Annotated in this window: 16 protein-coding genes; 10 read left to right on the top strand and 6 right to left on the bottom strand. The window is 49.5% G+C overall.

Annotated features, from left to right (window positions below; translation table 11 throughout):
* Nucleotides 1-6 precede the first annotated feature (6 nt).
* Entirely contained in the window at nucleotides 7-426 is a 420-nt protein-coding gene (hslJ, locus tag NNO03_RS03130) for a heat shock protein HslJ (protein WP_048211553.1), read from the top strand.
* 13 nt (nucleotides 427-439) lie between these two features.
* On the opposite strand, the gene NNO03_RS03125 is transcribed toward hslJ, so the two are convergent.
* Nucleotides 440-706: a DUF333 domain-containing protein gene (locus NNO03_RS03125; RefSeq protein ID WP_003020360.1), complete on the bottom strand. Its 267-nt coding sequence runs from the start codon at nucleotides 704-706 to the stop codon at nucleotides 440-442.
* 274 nt (nucleotides 707-980) lie between these two features.
* Between NNO03_RS03125 and nifJ the strand changes: the two genes are divergently transcribed.
* The 5 genes from nifJ (at nucleotide 981) to ttcA (ending at nucleotide 8,036) form a co-directional block, all read left to right on the top strand.
* Complete coding sequence (gene nifJ, locus NNO03_RS03120) at nucleotides 981-4,505, top strand: pyruvate:ferredoxin (flavodoxin) oxidoreductase (RefSeq protein WP_271448779.1); 3,525 nt, start codon at nucleotides 981-983, stop codon at nucleotides 4,503-4,505.
* A gap of 370 nt (nucleotides 4,506-4,875) precedes the next feature.
* The gene (gene ompC / locus NNO03_RS03115) at nucleotides 4,876-6,021 is read left to right on the top strand and encodes a porin OmpC (protein ID WP_271448778.1); all 1,146 of its coding nucleotides are present in this window, start codon (nucleotides 4,876-4,878) and stop codon (nucleotides 6,019-6,021) included.
* 152 nt (nucleotides 6,022-6,173) lie between these two features.
* Nucleotides 6,174-6,386, top strand: coding sequence for a KTSC domain-containing protein (locus NNO03_RS03110; protein ID WP_071887345.1), 213 nt, complete (start codon nucleotides 6,174-6,176; stop codon nucleotides 6,384-6,386).
* Nucleotides 6,387-6,467: 81 nt separating this feature from the next.
* A complete protein-coding gene (gene uspF, locus NNO03_RS03105; protein WP_003833207.1) occupies nucleotides 6,468-6,902 on the top strand; it encodes a universal stress protein UspF in 435 nt (144 codons plus the stop codon).
* A gap of 198 nt (nucleotides 6,903-7,100) precedes the next feature.
* Nucleotides 7,101-8,036 (top strand): tRNA 2-thiocytidine(32) synthetase TtcA, encoded by a 936-nt coding sequence (gene ttcA, locus NNO03_RS03100; RefSeq protein ID WP_048211549.1) that lies wholly within the window; start codon nucleotides 7,101-7,103, stop codon nucleotides 8,034-8,036.
* Between the two features lie 77 nt (nucleotides 8,037-8,113).
* On the opposite strand, the gene dbpA is transcribed toward ttcA, so the two are convergent.
* The 3 genes from dbpA to NNO03_RS03085 form a co-directional block, all read right to left on the bottom strand.
* Nucleotides 8,114-9,487: an ATP-dependent RNA helicase DbpA gene (gene dbpA / locus NNO03_RS03095; protein WP_061067981.1), complete on the bottom strand. Its 1,374-nt coding sequence runs from the start codon at nucleotides 9,485-9,487 to the stop codon at nucleotides 8,114-8,116.
* A gap of 486 nt (nucleotides 9,488-9,973) precedes the next feature.
* Nucleotides 9,974-10,957, bottom strand: coding sequence for a zinc transporter ZntB (gene zntB, locus NNO03_RS03090; RefSeq protein ID WP_005126644.1), 984 nt, complete (start codon nucleotides 10,955-10,957; stop codon nucleotides 9,974-9,976).
* A 157-nt stretch (nucleotides 10,958-11,114) separates the two neighbouring features.
* Entirely contained in the window at nucleotides 11,115-12,281 is a 1,167-nt protein-coding gene (locus NNO03_RS03085) for a methyl-accepting chemotaxis protein (RefSeq protein ID WP_271448886.1), read from the bottom strand.
* 411 nt (nucleotides 12,282-12,692) lie between these two features.
* Between NNO03_RS03085 and NNO03_RS03080 the strand changes: the two genes are divergently transcribed.
* Together NNO03_RS03080 and NNO03_RS03075 are read left to right on the top strand one after the other, a co-directional pair.
* On the top strand, nucleotides 12,693-14,807 hold the full coding sequence (locus NNO03_RS03080; RefSeq protein ID WP_271448777.1) for a bifunctional diguanylate cyclase/phosphodiesterase: 2,115 nt from the start codon (nucleotides 12,693-12,695) through the stop codon (nucleotides 14,805-14,807).
* A 67-nt stretch (nucleotides 14,808-14,874) separates the two neighbouring features.
* Nucleotides 14,875-16,107, top strand: coding sequence for a sensor domain-containing diguanylate cyclase (locus NNO03_RS03075; RefSeq protein WP_271448776.1), 1,233 nt, complete (start codon nucleotides 14,875-14,877; stop codon nucleotides 16,105-16,107).
* Nucleotides 16,108-16,119: 12 nt separating this feature from the next.
* Here NNO03_RS03075 and smrA read toward each other — a convergent pair whose 3' ends face one another.
* Nucleotides 16,120-16,683 (bottom strand): DNA endonuclease SmrA, encoded by a 564-nt coding sequence (smrA, locus tag NNO03_RS03070; protein ID WP_271448775.1) that lies wholly within the window; start codon nucleotides 16,681-16,683, stop codon nucleotides 16,120-16,122.
* A 197-nt stretch (nucleotides 16,684-16,880) separates the two neighbouring features.
* On the opposite strand from smrA, the gene ogt reads away from it, so the two are divergent.
* Both ogt and fnr read left to right on the top strand, forming a co-directional pair.
* Nucleotides 16,881-17,396 carry a methylated-DNA--[protein]-cysteine S-methyltransferase gene (gene ogt, locus NNO03_RS03065; protein ID WP_121584698.1) on the top strand — a complete coding sequence of 172 codons (516 nt, stop codon included), beginning with the start codon at nucleotides 16,881-16,883 and terminating at the stop codon, nucleotides 17,394-17,396.
* Between the two features lie 194 nt (nucleotides 17,397-17,590).
* A complete protein-coding gene (gene fnr, locus NNO03_RS03060) occupies nucleotides 17,591-18,343 on the top strand; it encodes a fumarate/nitrate reduction transcriptional regulator Fnr (protein WP_003020397.1) in 753 nt (250 codons plus the stop codon).
* 136 nt (nucleotides 18,344-18,479) lie between these two features.
* On the opposite strand, the gene NNO03_RS03055 is transcribed toward fnr, so the two are convergent.
* On the bottom strand, nucleotides 18,480-19,202 hold the full coding sequence (locus NNO03_RS03055) for a class I SAM-dependent methyltransferase (protein ID WP_271448774.1): 723 nt from the start codon (nucleotides 19,200-19,202) through the stop codon (nucleotides 18,480-18,482).
* Nucleotides 19,203-19,318 lie beyond the last annotated feature (116 nt).

The raw sequence follows: 19,318 nt of genomic DNA, 5'->3' as shown, positions 1-19,318 counted from the left end.
AAGTTAATGAAGAAAATTGTCACGCTGATTGCGCTCAGCATGCTTATGGCTGGCTGTGTGAGCAATGGAAAAATTTCCGTCAATCGCGAACAGTTACAGCACCACCGTTTTGTTCTACAGAGCGTCAATGGCAAGCCGGTAACCGTCGCCAATAACCCACCCGAATTAAGTTTCGGCGAAAATATGACGGTATCGGGAAAAATGTGTAATCAGTTCCACGGTCAGGGCAAGCTGTCCGACGGAGAATTGAAAGTGAAAGACATGGCAATGACACGCATGATGTGCGCCGATCCACAGCTTAACGCGCTCGACGGCATCGTCAGCGAGATGTTTAAGCAAGGCGCACAGGTCGATCTGACTGCTGACCAGTTAACACTGGCTACGGCAGAACAAACGTTGACGTTTAAACTGGCGGATTTAATGTAATAAAAGCAGTGGCTCAATAATTCCCACAGCTTCCGGCGGCAAGCGACTGCTCACTACAGCGTTTGCCGTTGGGTAATGCACACATCCCGATGGCAGAACCATCCAGTTGACGAGCAACGGATAGCGAACCGCCAATCATGGCACAGTTGGCTTCTCCGGAGCTGGACATTGCGGCCTTCATGCCCGGTGCAACGTGCGCAGCCGTTGCCTGCTGAACAGGTTCACTGCTGCAAGCCGATAATAACAACGCGGCACACCCTACCCAAAACGCTGCGCGCATCTTACTCCCCTCTGAATATTAACCAAACGACACAGCCATAAATAATAGGCAGCGGAAACACTGCCGTCGAGAGGCAAAATGCGCATTTATGCGTGCTGTTTACATTTTCTGGCAATTTTTTGGCTACTCCTTTGATCAAACCATTCATTCTGTTTATTCCAGGGACACAAAAGCGAAAATGTGCCTGAAAGCCTTTTGCTAAAATAAAAGGATAATTACAGGACTCGCTACTGTTTTGCGTGTCCCTCTTTTTGCGCAATGTAAGGGTGTCAGTATGATCACAATTGACGGTAATGGTGCGGTTGCTTCGGTTGCCTTTCGTACCAGCGAGGTTATCGCCATCTACCCGATTACGCCGAGTTCGACGATGGCAGAACAGGCAGACGCCTGGGCCGGGAACGGGCTTAAAAACGTCTGGGGAGATACCCCTCGCGTCGTAGAAATGCAGTCAGAAGGCGGCGCAATCGCGACCGTTCACGGCGCATTGCAGACCGGTGCGCTCTCAACGTCATTTACCTCATCGCAGGGTCTACTGTTGATGATCCCAACGCTGTACAAACTGGCCGGTCAGTTGACGCCATTTGTGCTGCACGTTGCCGCGCGTACCATTGCTACTCATGCACTCTCTATCTTCGGTGACCATTCCGACGTAATGGCAGTGCGCCAGACAGGTTGCGCCATGCTCTGCGCCAGCAGCGTCCAGGAAGCGCAGGATTTCGCACTGATTTCACAAATCGCCACGCTGAAAAGCCGTGTCCCTTTTATTCATTTCTTTGATGGTTTCCGCACATCGCATGAAATCAATAAAATTGTGCCGCTGGCCGATGACACGATCCTCAGCCTGATGCCGCAAGCTGAAATTGATGCACATCGGGCTCGTGCGCTTAATCCAGAGCATCCGGTTATTCGCGGGACGTCTGCCAACCCGGACACTTACTTCCAGTCACGCGAAGCGACGAACCCATGGTACAACGCGGTTTACGATCACGTAGAACAGGCGATGAACGATTTCGCCACGGCGACAGGTCGTCAGTACCAGCCATTTGAGTATTACGGTCATCCACAGGCGGAGCGTGTCATTATCTTGATGGGTTCCGCGATTGGTACCTGCGAAGAAGTCGTCGAAGAGTTACTTGCTCGTGGAGAGAAAGTGGGCGTCCTGAAAGTTCGGCTGTTCCGCCCCTTCTCCGCCAGACATTTACTGCAGGCATTACCAGAAACAGCACGTAGCGTTGCCGTTCTGGATCGCACCAAAGAGCCTGGCGCCCAGGCAGAGCCGTTGTATCTGGATGTAATGACCGCGTTGGCAGAAGCCTTTAACTGCGGCGAGCGGGAAACATTACCACGCGTCATTGGCGGGCGTTACGGGCTTTCTTCTAAAGAGTTTGGCCCGGACTGCGTGATGGCGGTATTTAATGAACTGAGCAGCGCTAAGCCCAAATCGCGTTTTACGGTCGGTATTTATGACGACGTCACCAATTTGTCGCTGCCTCTGCCAGAAAACACCCTGCCCGGTACCGCCAAGCTCGAAGCGCTGTTCTATGGTCTGGGCAGCGACGGCAGCGTATCGGCCACCAAAAACAATATCAAGATTATCGGTAACTCCACGCCGTGGTACGCGCAGGGTTATTTCGTCTATGATTCGAAAAAAGCAGGTGGCCTGACCGTTTCTCACCTGCGCGTCAGTGAGCACCCTATCCGTTCGGCGTATCTGGTATCGCAGGCTGATTTTGTCGGCTGCCATCAGTTGCAGTTTATCGATAAATATCAAATGGCCGAACGTCTGAAGCCTGGCGGTATTTTCCTGCTCAATACGCCGTACAGCGTGGATGAAGTATGGACTCGCCTGCCACAGGAAGTTCAGGCGGTACTGAATCAGAAGAAAGCCCGTTTCTATGTGATTAATGCGGCCAAAATCGCGCGTGAGTGCGGTCTGGCCGCGCGTATTAACACCGTCATGCAAATGGCGTTCTTCCATCTGACGCAAATCTTACCAGGTGACAGCGCCCTGGCTGAATTGCAGGGTGCCATAGCCAAAAGCTATAGCAGTAAAGGTCAGGATCTGGTTGAACGTAACTGGCAGGCGCTGGCACTGGCACGTGAATCCGTCGCCGAGGTGGCACTGCAACCGGTTGATCCGCACAGCGCCAACCGTCCACCGGTAGTTTCTGATGCCGCACCTGATTTTGTAAAAACCGTGACAGCAGCGATGCTCGCAGGTCTCGGCGATGCCCTGCCCGTTTCAGCGTTACCACCAGACGGTACCTGGCCGATGGGAACCACGCGCTGGGAAAAACGCAATATCGCCGAAGAAATCCCTATCTGGAAAGAAGAATTGTGTACACAGTGTAACCATTGCGTTGCCGCCTGTCCGCACTCGGCCATCCGTGCCAAAGTGGTCTCACCAGAAGCGATGGAAAGCGCCCCTGCCAGCCTGCATTCGTTGGATGTGAAATCACGCGATATGCGCGGTCAGAAGTACGTACTGCAGGTCGCACCTGAAGATTGCACCGGCTGTAATCTGTGCGTCGAAGTGTGCCCTGCGAAAGATCGCCAGAATCCTGAGATCAAGGCCATCAATATGATGTCTCGCCTTGAACACGTTGAAGAAGAAAAAGTGAATTATGACTTCTTCCTCAATCTGCCGGAGATCGATCGCAGCAAGCTGGAACGCATTGATATCCGAACGTCTCAGCTGATTACCCCGCTGTTTGAATATTCCGGAGCCTGTTCCGGTTGCGGTGAAACGCCGTATATCAAACTCCTTACGCAGCTGTACGGCGATCGTATGCTGATCGCCAACGCCACTGGCTGTTCATCAATTTATGGCGGTAACCTGCCCTCAACGCCGTATACCACCGATGCTAATGGCCGTGGACCGGCATGGGCGAACTCACTGTTTGAAGATAACGCCGAGTTTGGTTTGGGCTTCCGTCTGACGGTAGATCAGCATCGTGTGCGCGTCATGCGTTTACTGGAACAGTTTGCCGATAAAATCCCGGCTGAGCTGAATGACGCCCTGCACGCGGAGGCAACACCAGAAGTCCGTCGTGAGCAAGTTGCAGCGTTGCGCCAGCATCTGCAGGGTGTAGAAGGCGCACAGCAGTTACTGACCGACGCTGATGCGCTGGTGGAGAAATCCATCTGGCTGATTGGTGGTGATGGCTGGGCCTATGACATAGGCTTTGGTGGTCTGGACCATGTTTTAAGCCTGACCGAGAACGTTAACATTCTGGTACTGGATACCCAGTGTTACTCCAACACTGGCGGACAAGCGTCAAAAGCCACGCCGCTCGGTGCCGTGACTAAATTCGGCGAGCATGGTAAACGCAAGGCCCGCAAAGATCTTGGTGTCAGTATGATGATGTACGGCCATGTATATGTGGCGCAGATCTCGTTGGGCGCACAGCTAAACCAGACGGTGAAAGCGATTCAGGAAGCGGAGTCTTATCCGGGCCCGTCGCTGATTATTGCGTACAGCCCTTGCGAAGAACATGGCTACGATCTCGCGCTGAGTCACGATCAGATGCGTCAGCTCACCGCAACCGGGTTCTGGCCATTGTATCGCTTTGACCCGCGTCGTGTAGACGAAGGCAAATTACCGCTGGCATTGGATTCTCGTCCACCGTCAGACGCGCTGGCTGAAACATTGCTTAATGAGCAACGATTCCGTCGTCTGAATGCGCAACAACCCGAGGTTGCGGAGCAACTGTGGAAAGACGCAACGGCTGACTTGCAAAAACGCTACGATTTCCTGGCGCAATTGGCAGGAAAAGCAGAAAAGAGCAGTACTGATTAATACGCTCAGTTAGGTATTAACCTGGAGTCCAAAAAAAAGCCCGAACAATTGTTCGGGCTTGTCAATTTATTCGCTGGGTAGTGAGCATTCCTACCAACATACCAACGAAAATAAATTAAATCGTGACAATAAAGGCATATAACCTGCGCAGAATAACGCAATAAAATTCTCTTGTATAATTTTTATTTTATATACTTTCACAATCAAACATTCATGGTAATTATCATCATTTCAACAGAATTATTTATTTAAGGTTTTACTTAAGACGTAACAATTCATATTTATCTCTTTACGGAACTTCTCCTTTAGCATGCTTTTACTCCCTACACGGGTAGTCACAGGTTAATAAAAAAACTAAAGGATTATTTCAATGAACAGAAAAGTATTGGCACTCGTAATTCCTGCACTGTTAGCTGCTGGCGCTGCTCACGCTGCTGAAGTTTATAATAAAGACGGCAACAAGTTAGATCTCTACGGTAAAGTAGATGCCCTGCACTACTTTTCTGATAATTCAGGCAGCGATGGCGATCAGACTTATGTTCGTGGTGGCTTCAAAGGCGAAACTCAGATTAACGATATGCTCACCGGCTATGGTCAGTGGGAATATCAGGTTCAGGCTAATAGCACTGAATCTGAAGGTTCTAACGCCTGGACTCGTCTGGGATTTGCAGGCTTAAAAGTCGGCAATTACGGTTCATTCGATTATGGTCGTAACTATGGCGTACTTTACGACGTAGAAGGCTGGACCGATATGCTGCCGGAATTCGGCGGTGACTCCTACACTTACTCAGATAACTTTATGACCGGCCGCGCTAACGGTGTAGCAACCTACCGTAATACCGACTTCTTCGGTCTGGTTAATGGTCTGAACTTTGCGCTGCAATATCAGGGTAAGAATGAAAACCAGAATGGCCAGGAAGGTACCAACAACGATGGCCGTAATTTGAAACATTCCAACGGTGATGGTTTCGGTATCTCCTCTACCTACGATCTGGGTATGGGTGTAAGCTTCGGTGCAGCATATACCTCTTCCGATCGTACAAACGAGCAGGTAAATCAATCCACTGCTGGCGGCGACAAAGCGGATGCGTGGACTGCCGGTCTGAAATACGACGCGAACAACATCTATTTAGCAACCATGTATTCTGAAACCCGTAATATGACCCCGTATGGCGGCTCAAATGGTAGCGATTATACTGTTGCAAACAAAACTCAGAACTTCGAAGTGACTGCACAGTACCAGTTCGACTTCGGTCTGCGCCCGGCAGTCTCTTTCCTGATGTCTAAAGGTAAAGACCTTTCTTTGGCAGGCAATGCAGGCAACCCGAACGGAACGACTGGCGACAAAGATCTGGTTAAATACGTTGATGTAGGTGCAACTTACTACTTCAACAAAAACTTCTCCACCTACGTTGATTACAAAATCAACCTGCTGGACGAAGATGACAGTTTCTACGCTGGCAACGACATCTCTACCGATGACACTGTGGCACTGGGTATGGTTTACCAGTTCTAATCTGTCTCTGTCAGCCCGCTGGCAACAGCGGGCTATCCTTTCATTAATAGCAATTCTGTTTTATCCAGATCAAAACGTTATATCTGTTGCGTTAAAACACACCTTTGATAGATGATATCTTGCATTAATACCTGTAGTAGAGGATACCTGCAATGAATCATCACCCCGTTAAATCATCCCGTATTGCATCCGTCGGCTATGACGAATCCTCGCGCACACTTGAAATTCGCTTTCATCAACTAACTACATTGCAGTATCAACATGTCCCGGCGCGTATTTTTCGAGATTTCCTGAGCGTGGTCTCCAAGGGCCGATTTTATGATGGAGTTATAAAAGGGAAATTTCCTGAAATCAAAATAAAGTGATGCCAAAATGTGATCTTTGTCATTGTACATAAAGTGCCATTACGCGGTAAGCTTTACGTGGATACTTAAACAGGAGGTTTTATGAACAGAACGATTCTTGTACCCATCGATATTTCAGACTCAGAATTAACTCAACGCGTTATTGCCCATGTTGAAGCAGAGGCAAAAATTGACGATGCGCAGGTGCATTTTCTGACCGTTATTCCGTCACTGCCCTATTATGCTTCCCTGGGACTGGCCTACTCGGCAGAGTTACCGGCCATGGACGATCTGAAAGCCGAAGCGAAATCTCAACTGGAAGAGATTATCAAGAAGTTCAATATCCCAACGGACAGAGTGCATGTTCACGTTGCTGAAGGTGCGCCGAAAGATAAAATCCTGGAGATCGCGAAAAAATTACCGGCCGATATGGTCATTATTGCCTCACACCGACCGGACATCACCACTTATCTGCTGGGCTCAAACGCCGCAGCCGTGGTTCGCCATGCAGAGTGTTCGGTACTGGTAGTCCGCTAAGCTGTCTGGCCCGCACACCGTTGCGGGCTTTTTGTTTCTCCCTCGTTTACCCCGCGATTCCTGACCTAAATGTGCTGACATTTTTCCCGCTTATCCGTACCATACACGCCACAGTTTTTATATCAGACTTTTTTTGCCGGACTATCCGGCGTGATGCATACTCTTCTGATGCCACACTACGAATTGAGCCTCTATTAAATGTCGCAAAATCAAGATATTAGCAAGAAAGAACAATACAACCTGAACAAATTACAGAAACGCCTGCGTCGTAACGTGGGTGAAGCTATTGCCGATTTCAATATGATCGAAGACGGCGATCGCATTATGGTGTGTCTTTCCGGTGGGAAAGATAGCTATACCATGCTGGAAATCCTGCGGAATTTGCAGCAAAGCGCCCCGATCAGTTTCTCTTTGGTCGCCGTAAATTTGGATCAAAAACAACCGGGCTTCCCGGAGCACATCCTGCCGGAGTATCTGGAACAACTGGGAGTTGAGTATAAAATTGTCGAAGAAAACACCTACGGGATCGTCAAAGATAAAATCCCTGAAGGCAAAACGACCTGCTCTCTGTGTTCCCGTCTGCGCCGCGGCATTTTGTACCGCACGGCAACCGAATTAGGTGCCACCAAAATTGCGTTGGGACACCATCGCGACGACATCCTGCAAACACTGTTTTTAAACATGTTCTACGGCGGAAAGATGAAAGGTATGCCACCGAAGCTGATGAGCGATGATGGTAAGCATATTGTGATCCGTCCGCTGGCCTATTGCCGCGAAAAAGATATTGAGCGTTTCTCTGAAGCGAAAGGCTTCCCGATTATTCCGTGCAACCTGTGTGGTTCACAGCCTAACCTGCAACGTCAGGTGATCGCGGATATGCTGCGTGACTGGGACAAGCGCTATCCAGGTCGTATTGAAACGATGTTCAGTGCGATGCAGAATGTGGTGCCTTCTCACCTGAGCGATATTAATCTGTTCGATTTTAAAGGCATCAAACACGGCTCAGAAGTGGTAGATGGCGGTGATCTGGCATTCGATCGTGAAGAGATCCCACTGCAACCAGCAGGCTGGCAGCCGGAAGAAGATGAAAACCAGTTAGATGAGTTGCGTCTGAACGTGGTGGAAGTGAAGTAAACCTCTGTCAGGCCTACAACGTGCACAAGCGCTGTAGGCCTGATAAGCGGAGCGCCATCAGGCACGCCTACGGGCATTTATTTTAATAAACGAACCCGGCAGTTCTTGCCTTTGATCTTACCGTTCTGCAGTTGCTTCCACGCTTTATGCGCCACAGACTGGCGAACGGCCACATAGACATGCGCCGGATGCACAGCAATCTTGCCGATATCTGCCCCGTCCAGACCAATATCTCCGGTCAACGCCCCCAATACATCACCAGGCCGCATTTTCGCTTTTTTACCGCCATCGATGCACAGCGTCGCCATCTCCGCCTCCAGCGGCAGAATTGAGCCATTACCCGGTGCAGGTAGCCAGTTCAGCTTCAGTTGCAGCATCTCGGACAGAATGTTGGCACGTTGCGCTTCTTCCGGCGCACAGAAGCTAATCGCCAGACCACTGTTACCCGCACGGGCAGTACGTCCAATACGGTGTACATGAACTTCCGGATCCCATGCCAGTTCAAAGTTAACCACCAGCTCGAGCGATTTAATATCCAGGCCACGCGCCGCCACATCAGTGGCAACCAGCACACGAGCACTGCCGTTGGCAAAACGTACCAGCGTCTGGTCCCGATCGCGTTGCTCAAGATCGCCATGAAGCGATAATGCGCTTTGCCCTGCTGCGTTCAGTGCATCACAAACAGCCTGACAATCTTTTTTGGTATTACAGAAAACCACACATGATGCCGGCTGATGCTGGCTAAGCAATTTTTGCAACAGCGGAATTTTGCCGTGTGAGGAGATTTCAAAGAATTGTTGTTCAATCGCTGGCAACGCATCGACTGTATCAATCTCAATCGTTAACGGGTTGTTCTGTACGCGACCACTGATCGCGGCAATCGCTTCCGGCCAGGTTGCGGAAAACAGCAGTGTCTGACGTGACGCTGGCGCAAAGCGGATCACATCATCAATCGCATCACTAAATCCCATATCCAGCATCCGGTCGGCTTCATCCATCACCAGCGTATTCAACGCATCAAGGGAGACGGTGCCTTTTTGCAGGTGGTCGAGCAAACGCCCCGGCGTGGCAACAATAATGTGTGGGGCATGTTGCAGAGAATCACGCTGAGCGCCAAAGGGCTGACCACCGCACAGCGTTAAAATTTTGGTATTTGGCAGAAAACGCGCCAATCGACGCAATTCACCCGCGACCTGGTCAGCCAGTTCGCGTGTTGGGCACAGTACCAGCGACTGAGTCTGAAACAGCGCAGCATCAATATGCTGTAACAGGCCAAGACCAAACGCGGCCGTTTTGCCACTGCCGGTTTTTGCCTGCACGCGAACATCTTTTCCTGCCAGGATTGCCGGCAACGCGGCAGCCTGAACAGGCGTCATTTCAAGATAACCCAGCTCATTAAGATTCTCGAGTTGGGCGGCAGGCAAAACATTCAGGGTTGAAAAAGCGGTCACAATTTAATCTCGCGGTAAAAACTCACATTCAGCAGGCGCGTATCCTCGCAGATCTGCGCCCGTGATGCGACAATTTAATCGGCTCTTCATCCGGTGACGGGTCCGGCATTGGTTGCGGACGAGGTATCGAGTCGGGAATCGGAACCGGGTCGGTGGGGACAGTATCGGAATGGGGGCGTTGCAACTGCAACGGGGCGAATAAGCAGATCATATTACCCTCCAGTGAATCAGACTGACCCTTTTAGGGTAGACGCTGGTTTCCTGCAGGCAAAAAAAAGCCGACTAATCTAAGTCGGCGTCGTACGAATCAATTGTGCTATGCAGTAATTCAAAAAAGGAAGTAAGACAATATGGAGCGCAACGCCCATCGCTTGACGTTGCATTCACCTGCGAGAGAGATATTGCCCCGAATAGGTAGATGGTTTATTGACCTCGCTCAAAAATTTAGCCGTTTTCACTCACGAAAGTCGCTAAAAAATGTAGTTGTTACAACCATTTACTACGATGCAACCATAAAGTAACACCACCAATCAGGACAACTAACAGAATACAGAATAGTGAAAAACCAAACTGCCAGCCGCCACCGGGAATCCCCCCGAGATTGACGCCAAACAGGCCGGTTAAAAATGTGCTGGGCAGAAAAACCATTGCCATCAACGACATGGTATAGGTTCTTCGCGCCAGAGACTCCTGCATAACCTGAGCAATTTCATCCGCCATGATGCCCGTCCGGGCGATGCACGCGTCGATTTCATCCAACCCTCTTCCCAACCTGTCGGCGATATCCTGCATCCGACGTCGGTGATCGTCAGTCATCCACGGTAAACGTTCACTCGCCAGGCGCGCATAAGCATCGCGCTGAGGGGCCATATAGCGCCGCATGACTATCAGTTGTTTGCGCAGCAATGCCAGAAAGCCGCGAGGCGGGATCTGTTGGTCCAGCAGGTTGTCTTCCAGATCGATAATTTTGTCATGCAATTGTTCGATAAACTCACTGGCATGATCGGTTAAGGCATCACAAACATCCACAAGCCAGCTACCACAGTCAGACGGTCCCGTCCCTTCCTGCAAGTCACTCACCACATCATCCAGTGCCAGCACTTTACGCTGACGCGTTGAGACAATCAGGCGTTCGTCCATATATAAGCGCATGGCGACAAGCTGGTCAGGGCGTTCGTCGGTGCTGCCATTAATGCAGCGTAACGTAATCAGCGTCCCTTCCCCTACCCGGCTTACGCGCGGGCGAGTACTTTCTCCCGCCAGTGCATCACGCACATTATTAGGAAGCAGAGGCGTTGTCGCCAGCCATTGCGCGCTATCAGAATGGGTGTAATTAAGATGCAGCCAGCACGGATGTGCACTGTCGATAACATCGTTGTCTTCCAGCGGTTTCACGCCACCGCGACCATCCAGCAGCCAGGCAAACACGGCATCCGGCACATTAACTTCGGTTCCCTTAATGGCTTCCACAGCGCCTCCATAAACATTCAAACTTTTTGTTAGTCTAGCCTTCAGTATATGTTAAGCAATATCGCATTGTCCCATTATGCTGAAATGATTCATAAAAGTGTTCAAGAAAATAAAAAGCGCCGACGGGTTCGGCGCTGTTCCACGCGGATGTTGAATATTAAAATGAAGAACCGTATTTAACCCGTTGACGTAGTCCGGAGACGGGGGAATCTCGATGCAAAAGCGTGGTTGTTTCAACAGATATGTTGTTACTTAAGCGAAATTTATGTGTGCGTGACAGAAGATCATTCACCTGACTTTTCAGGATGCCGGACGAATCAGATAACTCATCGACCATGCTGACATTACTTTGCGTCACGTTTTCCAGTTCGGTCAGAGCCTGGGTAATTCTGGTGATCCCGTTTTCCTGTTCCCGTGTGGTTGTTAATATCTCCGCCATCAGCTGATTTAGCTGCCCAGCACCACCCACAATATCCTGCATGTTCTTTTCGGCTTCACGTACAACCGCCGCACCCTGCTGGACATTGTAATGCGTTTCATCGATAAGCCGTTTAATACTTTTTGCCGCTTCTGCGCTACGATGTGCCAATATTCTCACTTCACCTGCAACGACAGAAAAACCTTTGCCATGTTCGCCGGCTCTCGCCGCCTCAACCGCCGCATTCAATGCCAGAATATTCGTCTGAAATGCAATACCATCGATTAACGCGATAATTTCAGTCATCTGCTGAGCGCAGTCGGTGATCGAGCGCATATTGGTGGCGACCTGCACCATTAAATCGCCCCCCTGGCGAGCAGATTGTGTCGCAATATTTGCCTGGGCGCTCGCCATTTGCGTATTATCTGCATTATTGCGCGTACTAACCGCTATCTCATCCATATTTGCAGCTGTTTGCATTAACGCGCCAGACTGCTGTTCTGTTTTTACGGACAATTCGGCGCTACGCTCTGCGAGCTGTTCGGAAAGCGTCATCACGGTCCGCGAAGAGGTTCTGATCTCACTGACTAACGTAGAAATATTACTCGCCAGACTGTTAATTCCCGGAATAAGTCTGCCTGCACAGTTATTACCGAACTCAGGAATACTCATCGCCAGATTCCCTGCGGTCACCTCTTCAATGCTTTCTTTTACCGTATTAATCGGCACGACGAGATATTTTGTCATATACCACCATAAATATAATAGTGAAATAGTACAAACCACATCAGTGCCAATAATGACATCAAACCCTGCAGATAATATTACCTCTACAACATTGAGGACCACTACGGTACATACCAGAAATAAAATAATAAACGTCCTGACGCTTATATTATTTAACATTTTAATCCTGCCTGCCAAAGAATAACGCGGAGTATTATTTTTTATAGCACCTGCAATGCAGATTGCCATTCCGCGATACCGAAAGTTCCATTTTCAATGAGAGCATGTCGCCTTTTCACTTAAAGCACACTATCACACTACCAGTTTACATTAGTCTGGTTGTTTATCCCGCATAAGCTGGCATTCACGCCAGTTGCCAGACTATTGTCACCCAGTGCACAATACGAACAAAAATACACCAAACCATAAATATGGTGAATGTTTTCATAAGCGAACATCACATATTCCACCGCTATAGCGGCTCAGACTAATACTGCTGACAGGAAAATAAGAACGCGCCGGGTTTTACCAGGTTAACTGGATAGAATCTGCTAGATTTATCATCACGGTTTTTTATCGATGGGTAGTAAGATGTTGCACGTGTCATGGGACCCTGTACTGATTGGGATTTCCTTTGTTGTCGCATTCATTGCTTCGTTTATTGCCCTCGATAGCGCAGGGAAAGTGGCGATCTCCAGTCGTCGGGAATCGACTTTCTGGCGTTTATCTGGCGGTGCAACGCTGGGGATGGGGATCTGGTCGATGCATTTTATTGGCATGCTGGCCATGAAAATGAGCATGCCGATTAATTATCACTTTTCGCTCACGGCATTTTCTTTTTTGATCGCTCTCATTTCCGCGACGCTTGCCATCAATATTGCAATATCAGGTCAAACGCTTTCGACCAGGCGGCTTATTGTTGCAACAAGCCTATTAAGCACTGGTGTTGTGGCCATGCACTACGTTGGTATGGTCGCTATCGTTGAACATGTTGCTATCCGCTGGCAATTTTCACTCATTTTACTTTCTGTGGTCATTGCCATTATTGCGTCTGGGATCGGCCTGTGGTTAGCTTTTCATCTGCGGCAAAATACCCGACGCGCATTAATAAACCGACTTATTGCCGCTCTGGTAATGGCACTGGCGATTGCCTCAATGCATTACACCGGGATGGGGGCGGCCACCTTCACTCATTTCGGACACACCGCACATGATGGGCTGAGCACACTGGAACTCTCTATCTGGGTCTGCGCCGTCACGCTGGTGATTCTGGGTATTATGCTGGTCATTTCGATGGTGGATTCTCAGCTACGTACCTCAAGACTGGCCGATAATCTGCATCAACTGAACTGCCAGCTTGAGCATCAGGTCCACTTCGACGCGCTGACCGGCCTTGCCAATCGAACGCAAATAGACGCCTGCTTACAGACCTGCCTGCGTCATTCCAAACTGCATCAACAGCACTTCGCCCTGGTCTTTATCGACCTTGACCGATTCAAAATCGTAAACGACACCTGGGGCCATCACATTGGCGATCAGTTGCTTATCGCCAGCACGCAACGCATATACAGCTGTCTTGATGACACCATGACGCTGGCGAGGCTGGGTGGTGATGAATTTATCCTGCTGGTGCCAAACAGCAACCGGGAAGCAATTTCGGTACTGATGACCCGCATTGCCAGCGCCGTCAAAGAACCTTTTACACTGTTTGGACATACCATTCGTGTTTCGTTAAGCGCGGGAAGCAGTCTTTATCCCGAACACGGCTCAACGTTACATGAGCTAAAAGTAAAAGCCGATACTGCGATGTATCATGTCAAACAGGCGGGCAGAAACGGCTGGGCGATTTACTCCCCAGAGATGGAGGCTATCGCCGATACGCCGCCAACGTTCTTGCAGGAACTGTCGCAAGCGCTTGAGCGGAATCAATTCGAATTATGGTATCAACCTAAATACACCGCCGGGGATCACTCTCTGACAGGTTTTGAGGCGTTGTTACGCTGGCATCATCCTGAACGCGGCGTTCTGCTGCCGGCTGAATTCCTGCCCGCACTTGAAGAAACGGGGTTGATTATTCCTGTCGGCACCTGGGTTCTCCAGCAGGCATGCCGCCAGTTATATCAATGGAAGTCACAAGGCCACACGGAGTGGACCCTTGCCGTTAATCTGTCACCCGCCCAGTTTGAACAACCTGATATTGTCGATATAGTCTGCAACGCCCTGGCGCAATATCAGCTTTCACCTGCACATCTCACGCTGGAACTGACTGAAAGTACGGCACTTAAAAATTTAAAACGCAGCGTGGAAGTCCTGAACGCGTTTGCCGATTTGGGGATCACCGTTTCTATTGATGATTTTGGCACCGGTTATTCAAATATATTGATGCTGAAATCACTTCCGGCGCGAGAATTAAAAATAGACAGAATATTTGTCAAAGATATTAGTGAGAACAGCAAAAATACAAAAATCGTGTCTACTATTATTGACATAGCGCACTCTATGAATATGTGCGTTGTGGCGGAGGGGATAGAGACCCAGGAGCAGGAAGCGCTGTTAACCCAGATGGGCTGCGGTGTGCTGCAAGGCTTCCTGTATGCGAAACCGCTGCCAGCACATAAAATCTATGAATTGATACAAACTGAAAACGCCACAACAGTAAAACCAACGGTACAACCCTTGTCTCACCGACAATCAATAACATTGTGAGATTGCATAATTAAAAAAATTCGCCAATAAACCGGCAACACAGCATATGAAGATAACGGGATTATCGATGAGCATAAACGAGCTGCATTCACTGGATTTATTAACCATTCCGGTCTGGATCGTTTCGCCACATACCGAAGAACTGGTGTTCGCCAATACCGTTGCACGGGAACTGATGCAGGCCCCGGGTTTCCCCCCTCTCAGAAAAGGCACATTCTCCACGCACGCACAAAATGATTTACCTATGTATCTCAGTGATTTGCGCAATCATCATGACATTGTGGAGATCCTCACGGTTTACCGCGAAAGCGAGGAAATCGCGCTGGCCTGTCGTTTGTCCATCAGGACGCTTCAGGATATAGGTGATGTTATCCTCTATGAAGGCATTGAAACACCGACAGCGCAAGGTCTGAAAGCCAGCCGCTCTGCCACCTATCAGCGGAAAAAACAAGGATTCTATGCCCGTTTTTTCCAGACTAACTCAGCACCAATGTTGCTTATCGATCCGTCACGCGACGGATTGATTGTGGATGCAAACCTCAGTGCCCTGCATTTCTATGGCTATGATCATGACGTAATGTGTCAGAAGCATACCTGGGAAATCAATATGCTGGGGCGCCATATATTGCCGGTAATGCATAAGATTGCGCATCTGCCTGGCGGCCATAAGCCCTTACATTTTGTCCACAGACTTGCCGATGGAAGTACCCGTCACGTACAAACCTATGCCGGTCCTATCGAAATCTACGGCAATAAGCTGATGCTGTGTATTGTTCACGATATTACCGAGCAAAAACGTCTGGAACTGGAACTGGAACGCGCCGCCTTACATGACGCGTTAACCGGGTTACTCAACCGGCGGCATTTTTATCAGATAACTGAGCCAGAGCAGACACACACAACATCGTTAACGCAGGATTACAGTTTGCTGCTAATCGACACCGATCGGTTTAAAAGCATTAACGACCTTTTCGGGCATTTAAAAGGGGATGATGTACTTTGCGCGCTGGCACGCACCCTGGAATCCTGTGCAAGAAAAGACGATCTGGTTTTTCGTTGGGGGGGAGAAGAGTTTGTACTGCTTTTGCCACGCACGTCTTTAGATGCAGCCCTTAATCTGGCTGAAGTCATACGCGCGACGGTAGCCAAGGTGAGCCTCCCTGGCCTTCCCCGTTTTACCGTCAGTATTGGTGTAGCGCGACACGAAGCCAATGAAAGTATTGATGAGTTATTTAAGCGCGTGGACGACGCATTGTACAAAGCCAAAAATGAAGGCAGAAACAGAGTGCTGGCTGCCTGATGACTGCCCTGTTTAGCGACTACGTTTAGCGTGGCGTTCCCAGTTATCCTGTTTCGCCTGCGCCGTTTTACGTAACGCTACATAACATGCCCCGCTGCCGCCATGATGCGGCAGTGCGGCGCAGAAGGCCTGCACATCATCAAACTCCGTTAACCAACGTGCGACATAGCTACGAACGATGTTGGCATGGGAGTTATCATCACGCCCCTTACCGTGAATCACCAGGACGTTGCGTAACCCATCCTGCTGCGCCTGTAAAATAAAGCTAAATAGCATCTGGCGGCAGGTTTCAACGGGCTGCCGCACAAGATTAAGGCTTGCTTGTTGCGGATATTTCCCGGTTCGCAGCTTGTCAGTCACGCCATGCTGTAGCCCTTCGCGACGAAACGCCAGTGGAACGCTCAGCGGGACGATATCCAGAAAACCTGTCGAGAGAAAGTTATCCAGCTGCAGCGTATCAATACGTGCCGGGACGCGAAGATTACGCGTTGGCTGCCAGTGAACATCGGCGCATCCCTTCAGTGGTTGAACATCCCCCATGGCGTCAAGAAACAGCGATGCTTCATCAAGGTTCATGTTTCATCCTCCAGCGATTATGCGACGGTCATTATCATAACCGCGCACTATTATACCGACAACGGTTTACGGTTATTTCCAATAACGCACCATTCGACATTCCATTACCCCCACAAGTTAAGATCCGTTTTTGGGGGTATAGCTGCAACTATCACTGACATGATAATGTGTAACCCCGCCAGTAATGAGAGAAACGGATGCTGAACTTACTTGAAGACACCATTGCAACGCCCCTTGGCCCGTTGTGGGTAATTTGTGATGAGCAATTTCGCCTGCGTGCGGTTGAATGGGATCAACATCGCGATCGTATGGAGCAATTGCTGGATATTCATTATCGTTCTGAGGGTTATCAGCGTATTGCTGCCAAAAACCCCGGAGGGCTAAGCGATAAGCTGGCAGAGTATTTTGCGGGAAATCTCAGCATTATAGACACGCTTGAAACCGCAACCGCGGGAACCCCTTTCCAACGCGAGGTCTGGAAAGCGTTGCGTACTATCCCCTGCGGGCAGGTCATGCATTATGGACAACTGGCTGAACAGCTGGGGCGCCCCGGTGCCGCCAGAGCCGTTGGCGCAGCTAATGGTTCCAATCCTGTCAGCATCGTCGTCCCATGCCACCGCGTGATTGGACGGAATGGTACAATGACTGGATATGCGGGTGGCGTGCAGCGAAAAGAGTGGTTATTGCGCCATGAAGGCTATCTACTACTCTAGAATCCAGGCAATTAATGCCTTATTCATCACACTTCCACACAATACACCCACAAATAAAGTACGGTTAATCATATAGATACAAACATTCAACTCGCTTATGCCTGAATTATTCTCTATTGGGAGTAGCTCAGGCTTACGTGCTCACCAAAAAGATGTTAAAATTGACAAATATCAATTACGGCTTGAGCAGACCTATGATCCCGGAAAAGCGAATTATACGGCGCATTCAGTCTGGCGGTTGTGCTATCCATTGCCAGGATTGCAGCATCAGCCAGCTTTGCATCCCGTTCACACTTAACGAGCATGAGCTTGACCAGCTCGATAACATCATCGAGCGCAAAAAGCCTATCCAAAAGGGGCAAACGCTCTTTAAAGCAGGTGACGAGCTTAAGTCACTCTATGCTATCCGTTCCGGAACGATAAAAAGCTATACCATTACCGAACAAGGCGATGAGCAAATCACCGGTTTCCACTTAGCGGGTGACCTGGTTGGTTTTGACGCAATTGGCAGCGGTCATCACCCAAGCTTTGCCCAGGCGCTGGAAACGTCAATGGTATGCGAAATTCCTTTCGAAACCCTGGATGACCTGTCCGGTAAAATGCCGAACCTGCGTCAGCAGATGATGCGTCTGATGAGTGGCGAAATCAAAGGCGACCAGGACATGATCCTGCTGTTGTCGAAGAAGAATGCTGAAGAGCGCCTGGCGGCCTTTATCTACAATTTGTCCCGCCGTTTTGCCCAGCGAGGCTTTTCTCCGCGCGAATTCCGTCTGACGATGACCCGTGGCGATATCGGGAATTACCTCGGCCTGACGGTTGAAACCATCAGCCGCCTGCTGGGTCGCTTCCAGAAAAGCGGTATGCTGGCGGTGAAAGGTAAATATATCACGATTGAGAATAGCGATGCGCTGGCCGTCCTGGCTGGACACACGCGTAACGTTGCGTAACCTTCTCAGCTAACCTTCTGTCAAATCTCTAAATTTTCCGATTTAACGATCTGGCAGGAGGTTCCGCTTTCCTCCTCTTCCAGCAAAGTCACATGCCCACCAGCCTATTTTCCTGAGCGCATAAACGTCTCGTTTTTTACTCCGGCTTCCTGGCAAGATAAATAGCAGTAACGAAATTGCGCTTAACCGTGCCACCGAAATCGTTATTGATGATTCTCTCTATCTCACAGAGAAATGTTGAACGCTCCGTTTCATTCAGGCGAGCCACCGGAGAGAATGTTGATACGAGTTGGATTGTTCGTCTGACATCCATTTGAGACGCCCATCTGATCTCCTCGCTGAGGATCTCGGTAAATCCGGATTTTTTCAGATCGTTAATCCTTTCGTCTTTTTGTAATGGATAGGGGTGACGGTAGCCAGCCTTATGCGAAGGGCTGGTGCTCAGGGGGGCAAATAAGTGATTAGTTTTCTGCATAAAAGCGTCCATGTTGGATGGATCACCAAAAACAGTCCACCACATAGCAAACCATCCTCCAGACCGTAAAAGTTGGAAAACCTTTTCGAGTCCCTTTGCAGGATCAACCCAGTGAAAAGACGTTGCGGCAATACCTAAATCAAAGTAACTCGTTGGCAATTTAGCATCTTCAAAGGTGGAATGGACTAGCGTAAATGAATTCTGCGGATAACCTTCCAGCCGTTTGTTTAACTTCATCGCCAAATTCGGGCCGGGTTCAATTGCAGTAACCTGATAGCCCATATGCAGCAGTTTTTCCGTTGCCTGCGCCGTTCCTGGCCCAATCTCAAAAGCCTGAAAATGGTTTTCAGAACCGCAATGTTTTTTCAATAAATGTAGTGGCACAGTAAGTTTGGCCACCTGATTAAAGGTGATATTCTCACCTCAACACAAAACAGGTGACTTAATGAACAAGAAAACCAAACGTACTTTCACCCCCGAGTTCAGACTGGAATGTGCGC

The sequence above is a fragment of the Citrobacter sp. Igbk 16 genome (assembly GCF_028069755.1).
GTDB lineage: Bacteria > Pseudomonadota > Gammaproteobacteria > Enterobacterales > Enterobacteriaceae > Citrobacter.
Note: the sequence above shows the minus strand (reverse complement) of the source record. Positions and strands in the feature narration are given on the sequence as shown.

What these genes read in the sequence shown, in the direction of transcription:
- hslJ (WP_048211553.1), top strand. Translation starts at nt 7, where the DNA reads ATGAAGAAAATTGTCACGCTGATTGCGCTCAGCATGCTTATGGCTGGC.
- NNO03_RS03125 (WP_003020360.1), bottom strand. Translation starts at nt 706, where the DNA reads ATGCGCGCAGCGTTTTGGGTAGGGTGTGCCGCGTTGTTATTATCGGCT.
- nifJ (WP_271448779.1), top strand. Translation starts at nt 981, where the DNA reads ATGATCACAATTGACGGTAATGGTGCGGTTGCTTCGGTTGCCTTTCGT.
- ompC (WP_271448778.1), top strand. Translation starts at nt 4,876, where the DNA reads ATGAACAGAAAAGTATTGGCACTCGTAATTCCTGCACTGTTAGCTGCT.
- NNO03_RS03110 (WP_071887345.1), top strand. Translation starts at nt 6,174, where the DNA reads ATGAATCATCACCCCGTTAAATCATCCCGTATTGCATCCGTCGGCTAT.
- uspF (WP_003833207.1), top strand. Translation starts at nt 6,468, where the DNA reads ATGAACAGAACGATTCTTGTACCCATCGATATTTCAGACTCAGAATTA.
- ttcA (WP_048211549.1), top strand. Translation starts at nt 7,101, where the DNA reads ATGTCGCAAAATCAAGATATTAGCAAGAAAGAACAATACAACCTGAAC.
- NNO03_RS03085 (WP_271448886.1), bottom strand. Translation starts at nt 12,281, where the DNA reads ATGTTAAATAATATAAGCGTCAGGACGTTTATTATTTTATTTCTGGTA.
- NNO03_RS03080 (WP_271448777.1), top strand. Translation starts at nt 12,693, where the DNA reads ATGTTGCACGTGTCATGGGACCCTGTACTGATTGGGATTTCCTTTGTT.
- NNO03_RS03075 (WP_271448776.1), top strand. Translation starts at nt 14,875, where the DNA reads ATGAGCATAAACGAGCTGCATTCACTGGATTTATTAACCATTCCGGTC.
- smrA (WP_271448775.1), bottom strand. Translation starts at nt 16,683, where the DNA reads ATGAACCTTGATGAAGCATCGCTGTTTCTTGACGCCATGGGGGATGTT.
- ogt (WP_121584698.1), top strand. Translation starts at nt 16,881, where the DNA reads ATGCTGAACTTACTTGAAGACACCATTGCAACGCCCCTTGGCCCGTTG.
- fnr (WP_003020397.1), top strand. Translation starts at nt 17,591, where the DNA reads ATGATCCCGGAAAAGCGAATTATACGGCGCATTCAGTCTGGCGGTTGT.